We start from the raw sequence: 15,179 nt of genomic DNA on the forward strand, positions 1-15,179 counted from the left end.
TGTGATTTACCGCAATCCCGCGATACACACCTCCAGTCAAAGCTTCAGATAGTGACCCGGAGATACCAGCAACTCCAGAAACGATGCTGCCTCCAGCGCCTGAACCCGCTGTTTGAGCAACTCCGGAGTGTCACTTTTGTCAACTGCACAGCGCTTCTGGATCAAAACCGGCCCACCATCGACTTCTTCGTTGACGAGATGAACACTGCATCCCGTTTCGGCGTCACCTGCGGACAGAACCGCCTCGTGAATCTGTATATCCATCATACCCGCATATTTGGGAAGCAGGGATGGGTGCACATTCACAACCCTGCCCTGCCACTGCTGCACAAACCACGGACTTAGGATGCGCATGTAACCAATCAAGAGGATGAAATCCATGGAGCGTTCTTCCATTTGCGCAGACACCTCGCGGTCATAGTCCTCCCGATCCCTGCCTTGCACGGGCAGCCAAAGCGTCTCAATCCCTGCATCCCGCCCTTTGTCCAATATCCCGGCAGATTTTCTGTTGGAGAACACCAACTCGGGACTGCATTGCAACCTTCCTTGCTTCCATGCAGCCAGAATCGGGACCAGTGACGATCCTCGGGTTGAACCCATGATCGCAAATCGAGGCAGGTTATTATTCATCGTTCATTCTGTTGTGTTGCATTCCCCTTCAACGACAGTTGCAAAATCGCTCAATCGTCAAGGTCCATCTCCCATTCTTCCAAGCTTCCCGATCCCGCAAGTTCCTGATCCAGAAAATCCTGCAGGATCAGTGCAGCTGCACTTGAATCGAGTTTTCCTGAGCGCCGTTGCTCCCGCTTCACCTTTTCGGACCATGCCTGTCCCGCAACCTGCGACGTCAATCGCTCATCCACCCGATGCACCGGCAACTGGGGGAACTGCTCCTTAAAGCTGGCAATGAACGCATCAACCTCCTTTGCCTTAAACCCCACCGATCCATCCATGTTGTAGGGATACCCCACCACGACAGTGTCGATGCGCCTTTGAGCGATGAGCTGCGCAAGCTTTTCCCATTTGGCTTCGCCAGTCGCGTCGGTGATTGCAGGCAGTGGCGTTGCAATGCCAATTTCATCGCCGTAACTCAGCCCCCAGCGTTTGCTTCCCCAATCGATTCCCAGACATCGCATCGCCACCCCTTTCGACGTTCGGCTTCTTCAAAGAAATCCGCGCGTGGAGTCACACTCGCCCAGAGCCTTCACAATGCCCTTGATCTCCTGTGCTTTGCTGCGGTGACACACGAGAGTTGCATCCTCCGTGTGCACGACGATGAGGTCATCCACCCCCAGCAGCGCAGTGATGCGTTTGCCGTCGTTATACACGATATTGTTTGAAGCCTGCTGCACGACTCCCAGCCCCGACAGGAGATTACCCTCGCCATCCTTCGCTCCATGGCGCTCGATGGCTGGCCATTCCCCCACATCATCCCAGTCAAAGGTGGATTGGATCGTGACGACATTCTTCGCCTTTTCCATCACCGCAAAATCGATGGAGATTTTTTCAAGAGTCGGATAAGTCGCCCCTAGCAACTCACTGAGTTCCCTACCGCCCCGAAGTCCTTGAGAAATGCTGTTCACTCCTTCAAGTAAAGCGGGATGGTGCAACTGAAAAGCCTCCGTAATGCTCTCCACGCTCCATACAAACATGCCAGCATTCCAGAAATACTCTCCACTGTGCACATATTCTCTGGCGCGTTCGATTGACGGTTTTTCCACAAACCGTTTCACATCATAGATCCCTTTACCCTCCTGACCGGGCCGCTCCGTTCCGCGATGAATGTAACCGTAGCCCGTCGCGGCATGCGTAGGGGTGATGCCGATGGTAACAAGCACCTTTTGACTCCGAGCCACTTCAAATCCCGAGCGAAGGCATGCTTGAAATTTCTCTGCGTCGTGAATCACATGATCCGCAGGAAGCAACGCAAACACCGCCTTGGGGTTGCGATGACGCACCAGTGCCATGGCCAGACCCACGGCGGGAGCAGTGTCCCTCCCGACTGGCTCGGCAACCACATTATCCGGCGGCAGGTCCGGGCACATTTCACGAATCGCGCTCTGCTGGCTGACATTCGTGATGATCAGAATGTGCTCCCTCGGAACCAAATCTCCAATGCGATCCAGAGTTTGGCGCAGCATCGGACTGGACCCAACGATGGGGAGCAGGTGCTTGGGCCGCTCGAGTCGGCTTTCGGGCCAAAACCGCTCGCCTTTACCTCCCGCCATTATGACAATGAATTGATCCTGCATGTCTACTGATTGCTACTATTGCGTGCTCCAAGGTCAACCCGGAATCCCATGATCAGGCAAATGCTTGCACGATGCAAACAACGGTCTCACACGATCTCCCAAACCGACTGCAACTCCACCGTTGAACCTGCCGGAAGTCCGGATACTGAAACTGCGGTTCGACTGTGGCGCCCCTTGTCTTCAAATACTTCCACAAACAGGTCCGATGCACCATTGATGACCGCAGGAGACTGAGAAAATCCATACACCCCCCAGACAAATCCGGCCAATGATACCATCTGCTTCACCCGGTCGAGTGAGCCTGCGGCTTTTTTGAGAATGGCAAGCTGATTGATCGCACATAGGCGCGCAGCCTCCACTGCTTCCTCTACCGTACGCTCGGCACCTACAGCACCTGTGTAGACCATGGCTCCGTCACGCATACAAATCGATCCCGCTAGGAATATCAGATTTCCGCTGATGCGGAAGGGCAGGTAATTGCCTACGGGGTCCGGTGCGACGGGCAGCGTCAGGTTGAGCGATGCAAGGCGGTTTTCAATGATGGAATCTTGATTCATGATGCAAGGGTAAGGGATTTCATTCAGATTTCATACCCGGTTCGCAGAATTCACAGCGTTCGAGTTTGGTAAAGGAATCCCAGATTAGTATTTCCAAATCCGGGAATTCGATGCATCATGAAACGCAAACCATGTCCGTTCAACAACTCATTCTTCGCGCAAACCGCTACCTGGCTGCATCCCTGCTCGAAAAACGACTCATTACCAGTGCAGATGTTGAGCGGGCCAATTCACGACTGCTTACCCTGCTTCAATCGCAGAGTAACCAGCGCATCTCGGTGCTCAGCATTCTGATCTATGACCTTCAGGCACTGGATGAAGACAGTCTCATCCGATACCTCGTTGAAAACCATCAGGTGGGACTCATGAATCTCGGACATTTTCGTATCGAGCAAGCTCCGCTTGACGACGTTTCCTTCGAAGAATGCAGTGCAACCATGAGCATTCCGTTCGACCGCATCGGAAATGCCGTATGCATCGCTACCTGTTACTTTCTCAGCAAACCCGTCATCGACTATTGGGAAAATCGATTTGACAAAGTTCTATGGTATACAACCTCCGTCGCGTCGCTGACCAACGCACTCGATCAGATTCCAAGGACGCAACCCGAATCGGATACTGGTGTCGACATGGAGTCGAATCCTGGTTAAGTTCCACACAACTTGTCCGATTAACAAAATGATCAATCCATCAAACTCAATTTCCCATGCCCAGCAAAATTCTCATTGTCGATGACGACGACGATTTCCGGGGACTGCTCACCGATGTGTTCTCCCAGGCCGGATATGATGTGACCGCCGTCAACAATCCTCACCAGGCCATCACTACCTTTTGCGAGCAGCCTTTCGACGCAGTGGTCACCGACCACAACATGCCCGAAATGACCGGAGAGGATCTGATCAAACAAATCCGCGAACACGAACCCAACATCCCGGTCATTCTCGTCTCCGGATACCTGAATCAGGATCTCATTCAGAACCTGAAAAACGTGAACACGGAGATCTTCCATAAACCGCTCAATGTGATTTCACTGTTGCGTAAAACTGAAGAGAAACTCAATGTCTCAGCCAAGTCTTAACCCTTGGTGAACACATGAACCATCGCATCCTTATCGTCGACGACGACGACGACTTTCGCTCGCTCCTGTCCGATTTGTACACGCAGGCGGAATATCAGGTCAAATCCGTCGGAAACCCGCTGGATGCGCTCCGTGTGCTTTCAGAAGAGACTTTTTCCCTCTGCGTAACAGATCAGAGCATGCCCGACCTCAAAGGCATCGACTTCATCGAACGATGCCGGGAATCCCGCCCGACGCTTCCCATCATCATGGTGTCAGCCTACCTGAGCGAAGATGTGGTCGCACGCCTGCGCACACACCGCGTCGAGGTTTTCCACAAGCCGCTCAACATCATGTCCCTGTTGCGCAAAACCTCCGAACTCATCAAGAATGCGCACGAGGATGCAAGGGATCCTGCAGATTCTCATACTGGAAGCATGTTTTCGGAAGAAGACAGCAATTCCTCGGTCAAAGCCCCAATCTCTTTATCCAGTCGGTTGCGCTCGTTTCCATTCAAATCCGATGCCAGCAAACGACTCAAAAAGGAAATTGAAGGCATCGGATCTGAAATGCCAAACATGGTATTGGTTGCCGACGAGGGAACCCACTTTGACAAAATCTGCGAAGACATTTCGACAGTGGTGGATACCGAAAACCACCACTTCATGCGCTTCACAAACAAGAAGATCAATGTCTTCGACCTCTCCAAGGCGATCACGGATGTTCCCCAGAACAAGACTCTGGTCTTTGCCCTGACGGAAGCTCAGCACATGGGCTTGGCACACAAGCAGGCACTGATGAAGTTGCACAAGCGGACCGGACCTTTTGTCGACGTCAGCAATGCGATCAAATTCATCTTCTGCCTGAATGAAGATCTCGATACCCAGTTTGCACGAGGAGCCATTGATCAGGATTTCTACCTGATCATGGGTCAGAAGGAGATTTACATCCCGCGCCTCGAGCTGTGTCGTGAGGACTTGCCTGACCTTGCCAAGGGAATCGCACGTGAGTTATGTGACCGTCACGCCAGTGCGGAAAGTTTCGGCGGATTTAGTGCTGATGCGACAGAATTGCTCATGCAAACCGAATGGCCACACAACTACGCCTCGCTCGAGGCTGTGGTGGCGAAGGCACTCAAGCTTGCCCAGGGATCAACGATCACACGGGATCACCTTGAAAAAGCTATTGCGGCACCGGAAGCACCCCAGCACTCAGAGTTCTCGGACATCCAACCCGTTGTTGCGAATATCCCATCCGATCCAGCCGGTGCAACATCCTCCGGCAAGGACGCTGAGCGTCTGTCTGAATCGGTGGATTCTTCACGTGAATCCGCCCTCTCCTCAACCCGACCTTCACCCCGTCCCACACCGACCAAGCTGGGCGAACCCATGATTCAAAGCTTCACCATGCTCGAGCACGAAGAATCGCTCGCGCGTTCCATCCTCTCAGCGCTCTCACAGCGCTAGAGCATTTGTGCAGGTTAATCGCTACGGAAATCTGGAGCATCCAACGCTGCCCAAGCGCATACAACTCCGGGATTAACCGGGCACCCGCCCTACTCGCTGTCGGATGCGGCTTCTTCGGCAGTTTGCCCCGAACGCGCTTCTGTCGGAAGGTTGCGGAAGAATCGCCTTGGATCGAGCAATTCGCGCTTGCGATTGAGGTAGTAGCCCATTTTGTCGGGATCCTCTGGATTGACAACGTCAATGCGTGCCGGACGTCCCGACAGGGGTTGGTTGGGGTTGAAACTGTTCACAACGAACTGATTTCCAACCACAGAAAACGTTTCCTTGACTCCATTTTCCCAATAAATCGAAGCACCATCCGATCCTGGATACCACGTGCCGCTTACACGTCCATAACGGTTGGTCCACGCACGACCAAAACGCTTGAGTTCGATACGGCTGTCCTCGGATGCAGCAGCCCCCACTAACCATGTTCCCCGGAAGAATTTTTTCACCACACTGGTTTGACGCAACACAATGATAGGCATCCGAGTCACATAGTCCGTGCGAAACTCGGTGGCCCACGCTTCGGGTAGATCGTCCTTTCCAATCGGCAAAATGCGACTGGTGTATCCTTTGGCCTCTTCCAGAATATCCCCCGCACGATAGGCAGTCTGCTCAATCCGACGGCCATTGGTCTCAATGTTCGTCATTCCACCATCGTTCCAGTAGATTTGCAGCTTCTCACCGTCTTTTTTCCAAAATCCTACAACATCGGTAAAACCCTCAAACTCATCCTTCATACCCGAAAAGCTGTGGCTAGTTCCCGCTGTGCGGTCTTCGTTAATCTGCAGATAAAACTTTTCGCCTGTGATAAGTTCGCCTTCCCACGCACCGAAGTAGCCTGAACGTTCCTCGTCTTCCTCAGCCGCCTTAGGATCGACGGTCAGGGCTCCGACTGCTTGCCTTTCCACCCGTTTGGCCAGCGAAACGGCCTCACCCGGTTCCACCTTGTGACCAGGAGCCATGATTGCGCGAACATCGGCAATACCAGGTTCAATTTCACCCACACTGAACTTCACGTCATTCTCAAACGTCAACTCAAGCCCCGTAGCAATTTGCTGCACGCTTCCCTCGTGAATGGTGGTATCAATCCCCTTCTCCAGAAAGTAAGTCGCACTGTTATCTGATTTTATCCGGAAAAATACGCCTCCGAGTTCAGGGTGTTCAAACCTCCACATCCCTTCCATTTCTGCATAAAGGGCGACAACACTGGTGGCAATAACAGATAAGATCAGCGAAAAACGGCGAAATTTGGGACAGATGAGCATAGCAAAGTTGGAAATGTGCAAACCTGAAAAGTCGATTCAGACTTGCCAATAATCTACTCGAATCGGGTTAGGCGGGTAAAGTCGATGGGAGCATAACTTATGTGTCCTTCCTTGAGACAATTCAAGTCCGTTTTCATTCGGGAATCCATGTTTTCTCCCAATTGGTACCGAAATTCAAAGACATTTGCCACCCCCCCTACTGCTTGGAAAAGCCCCGCAGCACGGGTCAATGCAACAAATGACCGCTGCACAGCGGTTGCTTCACTGGAATCCGGCGGAAAGTTGTAATTGTGCACCACGACGCGTTCTGGGTGATGCCTGTGTTCCTGCATCGCAGCATCGAGAAATCCGGCGATGCGCGCCCCATCAGTAAATAAACTGCAGCTCAAAGCTTCCGGTATTTCACTGCGATCCATCTGAATCGCTTCAAACCATTCTTTCGGCAACGATTTACTCAACGCGACAGCAGGTTTTCCCATTAGCGCCGCCTCGAGTGCAGCACCCACCGTTCCAGAACTGAGTACCGTGGCGAGCGATGCATTGTATCCGATGTTGATTCCAGATACGACCCCATCGATCTGCTCAGCATCAAACAGATTTCCAAGTGCAAGATTCACACAATCTGCAGGAGTTCCATGCACGGCCCAGGCCGGATGTCCCATGACCTCAGTCACTTCAACTTTCAAAGTCGCACGCCGACTGATTGCTTTTCCAATCCAGCTCTGCTCTGCGGCAGGAGCAACCACCCGAATCTCACAGCTGGCACTTAGCGCATTCACCACAACGGAAAGCAGGGGCGAGTCGATGCCATCGTCGTTGGTGATCAGCACCGTCGGCTTAGCTCCAGCTTTCACGTTGAGCAACTCCGGTTCAGGGGAAGAGCGGTTTCTTCAGCCGTCGCTTTTTTCACCTGATCATGTCGCTTGTGGCGGGCACCAAGGTGCCGCTCATTTCGTTCACGCGCGAGTTTCATCTGCAAATTGCGCTGACTCAGTCGCTCCCGTTTTTCGGATGTGATCTTGTCATGGCAATACGGACAAGACAAGCCCTCCGCATAGTGCGGCGAACGCAGATCATCCGGACTCAGAGGCATGCGACAGGCGTGACACATGGAGTAGCTTCCCGGCTCCAGGTCGTGATTGACGGTAACGCGCTCATCAAACACGAAGCATTCCCCCTTCCAGAGACTCTCCGATGCCGGAACCTGATGCAGATACTCCAAAATGCCTCCCTCCAGGTGGTAAACTTCCTTGAATCCCTTTTCCAAGAGAAATGAGGTCGCCTTTTCACAACGGATGCCACCCGTACAGAACATGGCCACTTTTGGAGTTTTATCGGGGTCTAGATGTTCCTTTACGTATTTGGGAAACTCGCGAAAACTTTGCGTTTTGGGGTTGAGCGCTCCCTCAAAAGTTCCCACCGCGTATTCATAGTCGTTTCGCGTATCCACGAGTACCACATCCTGCTGCCGGATGAGATCGTTCCACTCATCCGGTTTCACGTAGGTTCCCACCTTACGACTGGGATCCACGCCCTCCACTCCAAGTGTGACGATTTCACGTTTCAGGCGGACCTTCATTCGATGAAACGGACGAAAGGGAGCCTCGGCCACCTTGAAGGGCAAGGTTTCGATTCCAAGACATGAAGCCAGAAAATGCAGCAGGGCTTCCACCTCTTGCTCCGGACCGGACACCGTTCCATTGACCCCCTCCCGGGCCACCAAAATGGTGCCCAGCACAGAACGGGACTCCAGAAACGATTCCAGCTGCTGCTTCAGTTCGGCTGGGTCAGACACGGGAATAAATTTGTAAAATGCGGAGACGCGAAACGTCCCATCTTCAGGCCGGTGTTCCATGACGATGTGTATCAAAATGATCAGATGAGGCACACATCAATACAGGTCTGCCTCAAAGCACTACCCATAGTCATCGCCAAATCAGATTCAAGATATTCCAGTGCCCTGCCAAAAACCGAAACCCAAAACCAGAACAAATCCCCATAGGCATTTTTTTCCGAACACCCGCTCAATAAGAATATTTTTCATTGATTATCAACATCTTACAACTCCGGCATCCCCTTTGCTTAGCCCATGCGATCATGGCTGTGGTATCGCAACATTCCAACAAGACTGTTCAATGGGCAAAATTTGCAGCAGTAATCAATGTACGCCGACTGGCAGCTGCTGCCTGCATTGCTCTCACCGCCTGCATACTCCTGTTTCCCACAGGACTTGAAGCTCAAACCCAGCCAGCTTCCGCAACACCGGGAATCAATGTCACGCTTTCGGGTGTCGATGGCGAAGGAGACCTTGGCATCGCGATCCAAATTGTCTTTCTGATGACGTTGCTGACGCTTGCCCCTTCGATCCTGATGCTGATGACCGCGTTCACCCGCATCCTGATTGTCCTGGGATTTGTCCGTAATGCCATCGGCGTGCAGTCTGCCCCTTCGAATCAGATCATCATCGGCATTGCACTATTCCTTACGCTCTTTGTCATGGCGCCCATCCTCGACCGCATCAATGAGGACGCCTTACAACCCTATCTGGAGGAAAGCATTACCTCCACTGAAGCAATCAACGCAGCCACAGGCCACCTGAAGAGCTTCATGCTCGCCCAGACACGCCAAAGCGACATCGAGTTTTTCCTCGGACTATCCGGTATGGGTCCCACCCGTGTGGAGGAGGTACCGATGAAAGTCATGATCCCTTCATTCATTATCAGTGAACTTCGCACTGCCTTTCAGATGGGATTTCTCATCTACCTCCCCTTTGTGCTGATTGATTTCCTGGTCGCCACGACCCTCATGTCCATGGGCATGATGATGATGCCACCGGTCATCGTCTCCCTCCCCTTCAAGATTCTGCTCTTTGTGGTCGTGGATGGGTGGTATCTCGTGATCCGCTCTCTCGCTCAAAGCTTCACCCTGTAGTTCACATCCAACATCACGCATCCCATGAACCCTGAACTCACTCTCGAACTGCTGCACCATTTCATTCGAACAGCCCTGTTGCTGAGTGCACCCTTCCTGGGAACCGCAATCCTCATCGGCACTGGGGTCAGCCTGCTGCAATCCGTCACCAGCATCCAGGAACAAACCATTCCCTTTGTTGCAAAATTGTTTTCCGTCGGCGTGATGTTCCTGATCGCATCACCATGGCTGCTGCGAAGCCTCGTCGAGTTCACCGCGAGTCTCTACAACCAATTTCCGCTCATGGCACAATGAACCTCACGCTGCCATACATCCTGACGTTCTTCCTTGCGTCACTGCGACTCGGTGCCCTGCTGATGATGATTCCGGCGATGGGCGGCAACTTTGTACCCATGCAGATTCGCATCGCACTGGTCTTTGCCATCACGGTGCTCATGATTCCCGCCATTGAGGTCGTCGGCCTGCAAAACAACATCAACATCTGGGAATTATCATTCTGGGCCGTTGGAGAATTGCTGCTCGGCTTTTTCATGGGCATTTGCGTGCGGGCACTGTTTGCCATCATGGAGGTTGCGGGTCACCTGATCTCGCAGGAAATCGGCTTGATGATGGCTGAACAATTTGACCCTGCCAGTGGAGCCAACTCCAACTTGATCGGTGTGCTGCTCTTTTACTTCACGACCATCCTCTTTTTCATCATCGGGGGACACCTTCAGGTCATTCAGTCCCTGGCCACCAGCTTTCAAATCGTGCCCATCATCAAAAACGACTGGGAAGTGAGCAACTTTCAAACCGTAGCCTCCGTGCTCGGGCAGGTATTCTCGCTCGCCGTATCGATCGCAGCACCGTTCATCGCTGTGAACTTCATCATCACCCTGGGGTTTGGCGTTCTGGGAAAGGTGGCTCCCAAAATCAATGTGATGCTGCTGTCGTTCTCATTCCGCATCGTCGGCGGCATGCTTATCTTCTTCATTACCGCCAATCTCATTTTCAACTTCCTGCTGCACTACAGCGAAGAAGTTCCAGCCAGCATGCTCGAATTCCTCCTTCGCTAACCCATTAACGACATCATGGCTGATACCGACAAAGATCAAAAAACCGAGGATCCAACCTCCAAACGTCTCAGTGAAGCGTTCAAGGAGGGGAACTTCGCCAAGGCCGAGGAAATTCAGGTCGCACTGATGCTTGCAGCCTCATTTTTTGCGCTGCTGTTCTACGCGGGTAACGGAGCACGCAACCTCGGGCTGCTCGCCAGTGATATTTTTGCGCGCGTTGGCGAGGTTACCATCAACGCCGAAACTGCTGTCAGTTGGATGCGATTCGCCTATACCGAAGGTCTCGCCATCCTCATCCCGATCATGCTCCCCTGCACAGCTGCCGCTATCATCGGTGCCGGCCTTCAGAGCGGATTTAAGCTCACCCCAAAGGTTCTCGCTTGGAAACCGCAACGGCTGAACCCTGTCACGGGCTTCAAAAATTTGTTTTCCAAGGACAAACTGCGGGCATTCCTGATCGAATTCCTGAAGTTTGCTGCCGTATTGGCGATCATCCTCAACGGCATCATCGCCCTGCTGGAAGACCCGATTTTTCACCATCCGGTCACGGCCATCTATACGCTGATGTTCATTCACCGACTCTTTCTGGTGGTCTTCATTCGCCTGGTCATCGCCATCGGCATCATCGCCGCGATCAACTACTTCTTTCAAAAACGCAAAAACTTTGAAGACCTGAAAATGACCAAGCAGGAGGTCAAGGACGAGCGGAAGAATCAGGAAGGTGACCCCGCCGTGAAAGGTCGCCAGCGCGCACTTGCCCGCAGTCTTCTGCAACGCCAGATGTTTGGCGCAGTACCGGATGCCGATGTGGTGGTCACCAACCCAACCCACTTCGCCATCGCCCTGAAATACGAACGGGGGCAGGATGATGCGCCAGTCATTCTCGCCAAGGGACAAAACCTCATTGCTCAGAAAATCAAGGCCATCGCCCGGGAAAACGATGTGCCCATGGTTGAAAACAAACCCGTCGCTCAGATGCTGTTCAAGATGGGCAAGGTTGGCAGCCCCGTCCCTTACGAACTCTATCAGGTCGTCGCCGAAATCCTCGCACACGTCTACAAGACCCACCGCTACTACTTTCATCAACTGCACGCCCGCCGTCGCGCAAAGAATGGCCAAACGACTGATTCCAAACGTACCCGCTGATTTCCATGTCCCGATTCCCTGCCATTTCCGCACGCGGCAATTCCGCCGCACAACTGTTCAGCAAAAACCCGGACCTGCTCTTTGTCGCCGGACTGTTTGGAGCCATCTTCATTCTGGTACTTCCCATTGCTCCGGGCTTTCTCGATGGACTCCTTTCCATCTCCATCGGCAGCTCCCTGCTCGTGATGCTGCTGATCATCTACATCAGATACCCGCCCGATTTTTCCGTCTTTCCCACGATTCTGCTGTCCATGACCCTGTTCCGCCTGGGGCTGAATGTTGCCTCCACACGGCTCATTCTTCTGGATGGATATGCAGGAAACGTCATCAACTCCTTCGGCGAGTTTGTGGTACGCGGCAATTACGTGGTGGGAGCCGTGGTTTTCCTGATCCTGGTCATTGTCAACTTCATGGTCATCACCAAGGGTGCCGGGCGCATTGCCGAAGTCGCCGCACGCTTTACACTCGATGCCATGCCTGGCAAGCAAATGTCCATCGATGCCGAACTCAATGCAGGAATTATCGACGAACGCACCGCCAGCCAGCGTCGGGAAAAAATCCAGCGTGAGGCCGACTTTTACGGTGCAATGGACGGTGCCAGCAAATTCGTCCGAGGCGATGCGGTAGCAGGGATTCTGATCACCCTGATCAACATCATCGGCGGTTTTGCAATCGGGGTGATGCAAAAACAAATGAGTCTGGTAGAAGCCCTGCAGACCTATACCCTACTCTCGGTTGGTGATGGACTGGTCTCACAGATTCCATCCCTCATCGTTTCGTTTGCCGCCGGCATTCTGGTCACCCGCACAAATGAAACCGCCGACTTGGGTCAGAGCATCAGTCAAACCATCGTTACCCAGCCCCGGGCACTCGGAGTTTCCGCCGCCCTCATCAGCACATTTGCCATTATTCCAGGCATGCCGGTTCTGCCATTTCTGCTGCTGGGAGGGGTGACGGGAACCGCAGCTTGGTGGATCCATCGCAAACAACAAGCTGAAGCCGAAGAACTCGCCCAACTCCCGGGTAGTCGACCTAGGTCCAAGGCACTTCCCGACGGTCGAGCAGGTGAACCTGAAGGTGGAGGCGATGGTCAGGGAGCCAGTGAAGGGGCACAAAGTTTTGAAAACCTGATTTCGACTGACACTTTCAGCATTGAGCTGGGATACGGTTTGCTCTCACTCGCGAACAAAGGCAATGGCGGCGATTTGCTTGAACGCATCACCGGACTTCGCAAAAGCCTTGCCAAGGAACTGGGTATCATCGTGCCTCCCGTTGCGGTGAGGGACAATCTGGAACTCGATGCCAATCACTACCGCTTCCTGCTACGGGGAAAACAGGTCGCAGAGGGACAGATCATGCCTGAACGTTGGCTGGCCATGAATGTATCCAACAGTTCCGTTTCCCTCAAAGGAACCGTTACCAAAGAACCCGTTTTTGGACTCGACGCCGTCTGGGTGACCGAAGCAGTCAAAAAGACTGCCGAAATCAATGGCTACACCGTCGTGGATGCCACGTCCGTCCTCATCACCCATCTCTCTGAAACCCTGAAAAAGGTATCGGAACAAATCCTCGACCGCGAGGATGTCCAGAAGTTGATCGACCTGGTCAAGGAAAAGAATCCCACGCTGATCAATGAACTCATGCCCGATCTCGCCTCCGTCGGCTTGATCCAACGGGTTCTGCGCAACCTGCTCAAGGAGGGCATTCCGATTCGCAATCTCACCGTCATTCTTGAAACGATAGCAGACTTCGCACCTTTCACCAAAAACCCCGATGATCTCTCAGAGCAGGTGCGCAAGCGCATTGGAACCTATTTCATGCATCAATATGAAGGCGAAGAGGGTATTGTGCACGCCATGACACTTGAACCCAGGCTTGACCAGCTCATTGCCTCTCAGGTGAAACGCACGCAGACGGATATCGGCATCATGCTCGATCCCAGTCTCACCCAACACCTGCTGCATGAACTCAATCACCGCATCAACGACATGTCCGAGCAGGGCTATCAACCCATCCTCATCACCAGTGCCGAGGTACGTTTGCCGTTCCGACGGTTTTTCGAGCCTTCCTTCCCTCAACTGATTGTGCTATCTTATCAGGAGTTTCCCAATGATATTCAGATTCAGACTTTCTCCATCATCACCATGCCCGGTGAGATCTCTGGCATGAAAACCGACGAACCCGAGCCTTCCTATGCAAGAGCCAGCTAGTCCCACCGTTCAGGAACCCCGTGTGTTTCGGCTGATTGTTGCCAATGCCTCTGAGGCGGTACAGCTGATACAGAAAAAATTCGGCACACACGCTACCGTTCAGTCTGTCAAACAGCATCAACCGAAAGGGGTCAGTAAACTCTGGTCGAATCCAAAACTGGAAATCATTGTTTCAGTTCCACGCCAGGGCGAAGTCAAGGCACCGTTTCAGTTGCCACCCTCCCCCGAATCCGAGTCCGAAGAAGCAACAAAAAAACCAAAACCAAGCGAGACATCCGACGAGGCCGCAATGCCTGATATCGAAGAGGTTACCCAATCCGGAAGAGATACCCCCGTAAACGAGCCGAAAGATACGCCCGAACCAGAGCCACCAAACGAGTCAGATGGTACTGCAACATCCATTTCCATCGAAGAACTGCTCCTCCAGTCCGGCTTTGACAAAACACTCGTACAACGGCTCAAAAATCTGCCCCAGTGGACCAGCATCCGCCAGCGCTCCACCAAGCAGGGTCTCACCGAACTGATCTCCCTGCTTCGCGCCGAATTCTCTGCTGCCCAAACCGAACAGCCAGGTCCACATGTCGCCTTCATCGGCACACCAGGAGTCGGCAAATCCACGGTGCTGCAAAAAACCATCGCCAATCGCATCTTTGTTCACGGCAAGCAGGTACAGGTGCTCAAGCTCGACGATGAAGATCCAAACCCCGATGACCTGCTCACGGTATTCTGTGAGGTCGTCGGTGCACGGCTGGTCAGGGATCCCAACGACCTCCAACTGGGGAAATCGACCGAGATTTACGTGGATCTACCCGGTGTTACACTGCAACACCCCGAGCGTATCCGCCACTTCAAATCCGCACTTGACGAATTGAAGATCCAGTCACGCGTGCTTGTGATGAACAGCCTCTACGACGCCCACTCCCTGACCCGGAGCTATGAAATCGCCCGCCACATGGGTGTCACCCATCAAACCTTCACCCACCTTGATGAACTCGAACATTGGGCAAAGCTTTGGAAATTCGTTCTCACCGGCAGCTACCCGCTCATCTTCATCAACACTGGCATGTCAACTGCCACCCATGCCAGCGAGTCCTTTCTTCCCTTACTCATTTCGAAGACTTTTCCAAAAATTTTACTGAATTAATCCTTAACGACTTTTACAATTCAACGATTATCAAATCAGCGGCGATCCGCT

At 52.9% G+C, this 15,179-nt stretch carries 16 protein-coding genes; 9 read left to right on the forward strand and 7 right to left on the reverse strand.

What is annotated here, in order from left to right; genetic code table 11:
- Positions 1-36: 36 nt before the first annotated feature.
- The 4 genes from purN to ABQ298_04375 all read right to left on the reverse strand — a co-directional run bounded on the left by purN (position 37) and on the right by ABQ298_04375 (position 2,809).
- Positions 37-600, reverse strand: a complete 564-nt coding sequence (purN, locus tag ABQ298_04360) for a phosphoribosylglycinamide formyltransferase (GenBank protein ID MEQ9823597.1) — start codon at positions 598-600, stop codon at positions 37-39.
- An 80-nt stretch (positions 601-680) separates the two neighbouring features.
- Entirely contained in the window at positions 681-1,136 is a 456-nt protein-coding gene (gene ruvX, locus ABQ298_04365; protein MEQ9823598.1) for a Holliday junction resolvase RuvX, read from the reverse strand.
- 27 nt (positions 1,137-1,163) lie between these two features.
- Positions 1,164-2,252: a mannose-1-phosphate guanylyltransferase gene (locus ABQ298_04370; GenBank protein MEQ9823599.1), complete on the reverse strand. Its 1,089-nt coding sequence runs from the start codon at positions 2,250-2,252 to the stop codon at positions 1,164-1,166.
- A gap of 86 nt (positions 2,253-2,338) precedes the next feature.
- A complete protein-coding gene (locus tag ABQ298_04375) occupies positions 2,339-2,809 on the reverse strand; it encodes a RidA family protein (GenBank protein ID MEQ9823600.1) in 471 nt (156 codons plus the stop codon).
- A gap of 131 nt (positions 2,810-2,940) precedes the next feature.
- Between ABQ298_04375 and ABQ298_04380 the strand changes: the two genes are divergently transcribed.
- From ABQ298_04380 to ABQ298_04390, 3 genes are read left to right on the forward strand one after another with little or no spacing between them, the layout of a single operon-like run.
- Positions 2,941-3,459 (forward strand): hypothetical protein, encoded by a 519-nt coding sequence (locus tag ABQ298_04380; protein ID MEQ9823601.1) that lies wholly within the window; start codon positions 2,941-2,943, stop codon positions 3,457-3,459.
- A 56-nt stretch (positions 3,460-3,515) separates the two neighbouring features.
- Positions 3,516-3,887 (forward strand): response regulator, encoded by a 372-nt coding sequence (locus tag ABQ298_04385; GenBank protein ID MEQ9823602.1) that lies wholly within the window; start codon positions 3,516-3,518, stop codon positions 3,885-3,887.
- A 14-nt stretch (positions 3,888-3,901) separates the two neighbouring features.
- Complete coding sequence (locus ABQ298_04390) at positions 3,902-5,332, forward strand: response regulator (protein MEQ9823603.1); 1,431 nt, start codon at positions 3,902-3,904, stop codon at positions 5,330-5,332.
- Between the two features lie 89 nt (positions 5,333-5,421).
- Here the strand turns inward: ABQ298_04390 and ABQ298_04395 are convergent, their stop codons facing one another.
- The 3 genes from ABQ298_04395 to ABQ298_04405 form a co-directional block, all read right to left on the reverse strand.
- Complete coding sequence (locus ABQ298_04395; protein MEQ9823604.1) at positions 5,422-6,552, reverse strand: hypothetical protein; 1,131 nt, start codon at positions 6,550-6,552, stop codon at positions 5,422-5,424.
- A 143-nt stretch (positions 6,553-6,695) separates the two neighbouring features.
- Positions 6,696-7,496 carry a 5'/3'-nucleotidase SurE gene (surE, locus tag ABQ298_04400; protein MEQ9823605.1) on the reverse strand — a complete coding sequence of 267 codons (801 nt, stop codon included), beginning with the start codon at positions 7,494-7,496 and terminating at the stop codon, positions 6,696-6,698.
- Positions 7,493-8,497 (reverse strand): rhodanese-related sulfurtransferase, encoded by a 1,005-nt coding sequence (locus ABQ298_04405; GenBank protein MEQ9823606.1) that lies wholly within the window; start codon positions 8,495-8,497, stop codon positions 7,493-7,495. Before ABQ298_04405 ends, surE begins: the two co-directional genes overlap by 4 nt.
- A 242-nt stretch (positions 8,498-8,739) precedes the next feature.
- Here ABQ298_04405 and fliP point away from each other — a divergent pair, with 242 nt between their 5' ends.
- From fliP to ABQ298_04435, 6 genes are read left to right on the forward strand one after another with little or no spacing between them, the layout of a single operon-like run.
- Positions 8,740-9,573, forward strand: a complete 834-nt coding sequence (gene fliP, locus ABQ298_04410; GenBank protein ID MEQ9823607.1) for a flagellar type III secretion system pore protein FliP — start codon at positions 8,740-8,742, stop codon at positions 9,571-9,573.
- Between the two features lie 24 nt (positions 9,574-9,597).
- Complete coding sequence (locus tag ABQ298_04415; protein MEQ9823608.1) at positions 9,598-9,867, forward strand: flagellar biosynthetic protein FliQ; 270 nt, start codon at positions 9,598-9,600, stop codon at positions 9,865-9,867.
- Positions 9,864-10,628, forward strand: coding sequence for a flagellar biosynthetic protein FliR (gene fliR / locus ABQ298_04420; protein MEQ9823609.1), 765 nt, complete (start codon positions 9,864-9,866; stop codon positions 10,626-10,628). The genes ABQ298_04415 and fliR overlap by 4 nt, the downstream gene beginning before the upstream one ends.
- Before the next feature lie 15 nt (positions 10,629-10,643).
- On the forward strand, positions 10,644-11,774 hold the full coding sequence (locus ABQ298_04425) for a flagellar type III secretion system protein FlhB (protein ID MEQ9823610.1): 1,131 nt from the start codon (positions 10,644-10,646) through the stop codon (positions 11,772-11,774).
- Positions 11,775-11,779: 5 nt separating this feature from the next.
- The gene (flhA, locus tag ABQ298_04430) at positions 11,780-13,984 is read left to right on the forward strand and encodes a flagellar biosynthesis protein FlhA (GenBank protein MEQ9823611.1); all 2,205 of its coding nucleotides are present in this window, start codon (positions 11,780-11,782) and stop codon (positions 13,982-13,984) included.
- Complete coding sequence (locus tag ABQ298_04435) at positions 13,968-15,128, forward strand: hypothetical protein (protein MEQ9823612.1); 1,161 nt, start codon at positions 13,968-13,970, stop codon at positions 15,126-15,128. Before flhA ends, ABQ298_04435 begins: the two co-directional genes overlap by 17 nt.
- Positions 15,129-15,179: the final 51 nt, after the last annotated feature.

It is taken from the genome of Puniceicoccaceae bacterium (assembly GCA_040224245.1).
Taxonomy (GTDB): Bacteria; Verrucomicrobiota; Verrucomicrobiia; order Opitutales; family JAFGAQ01; genus JAKSBQ01.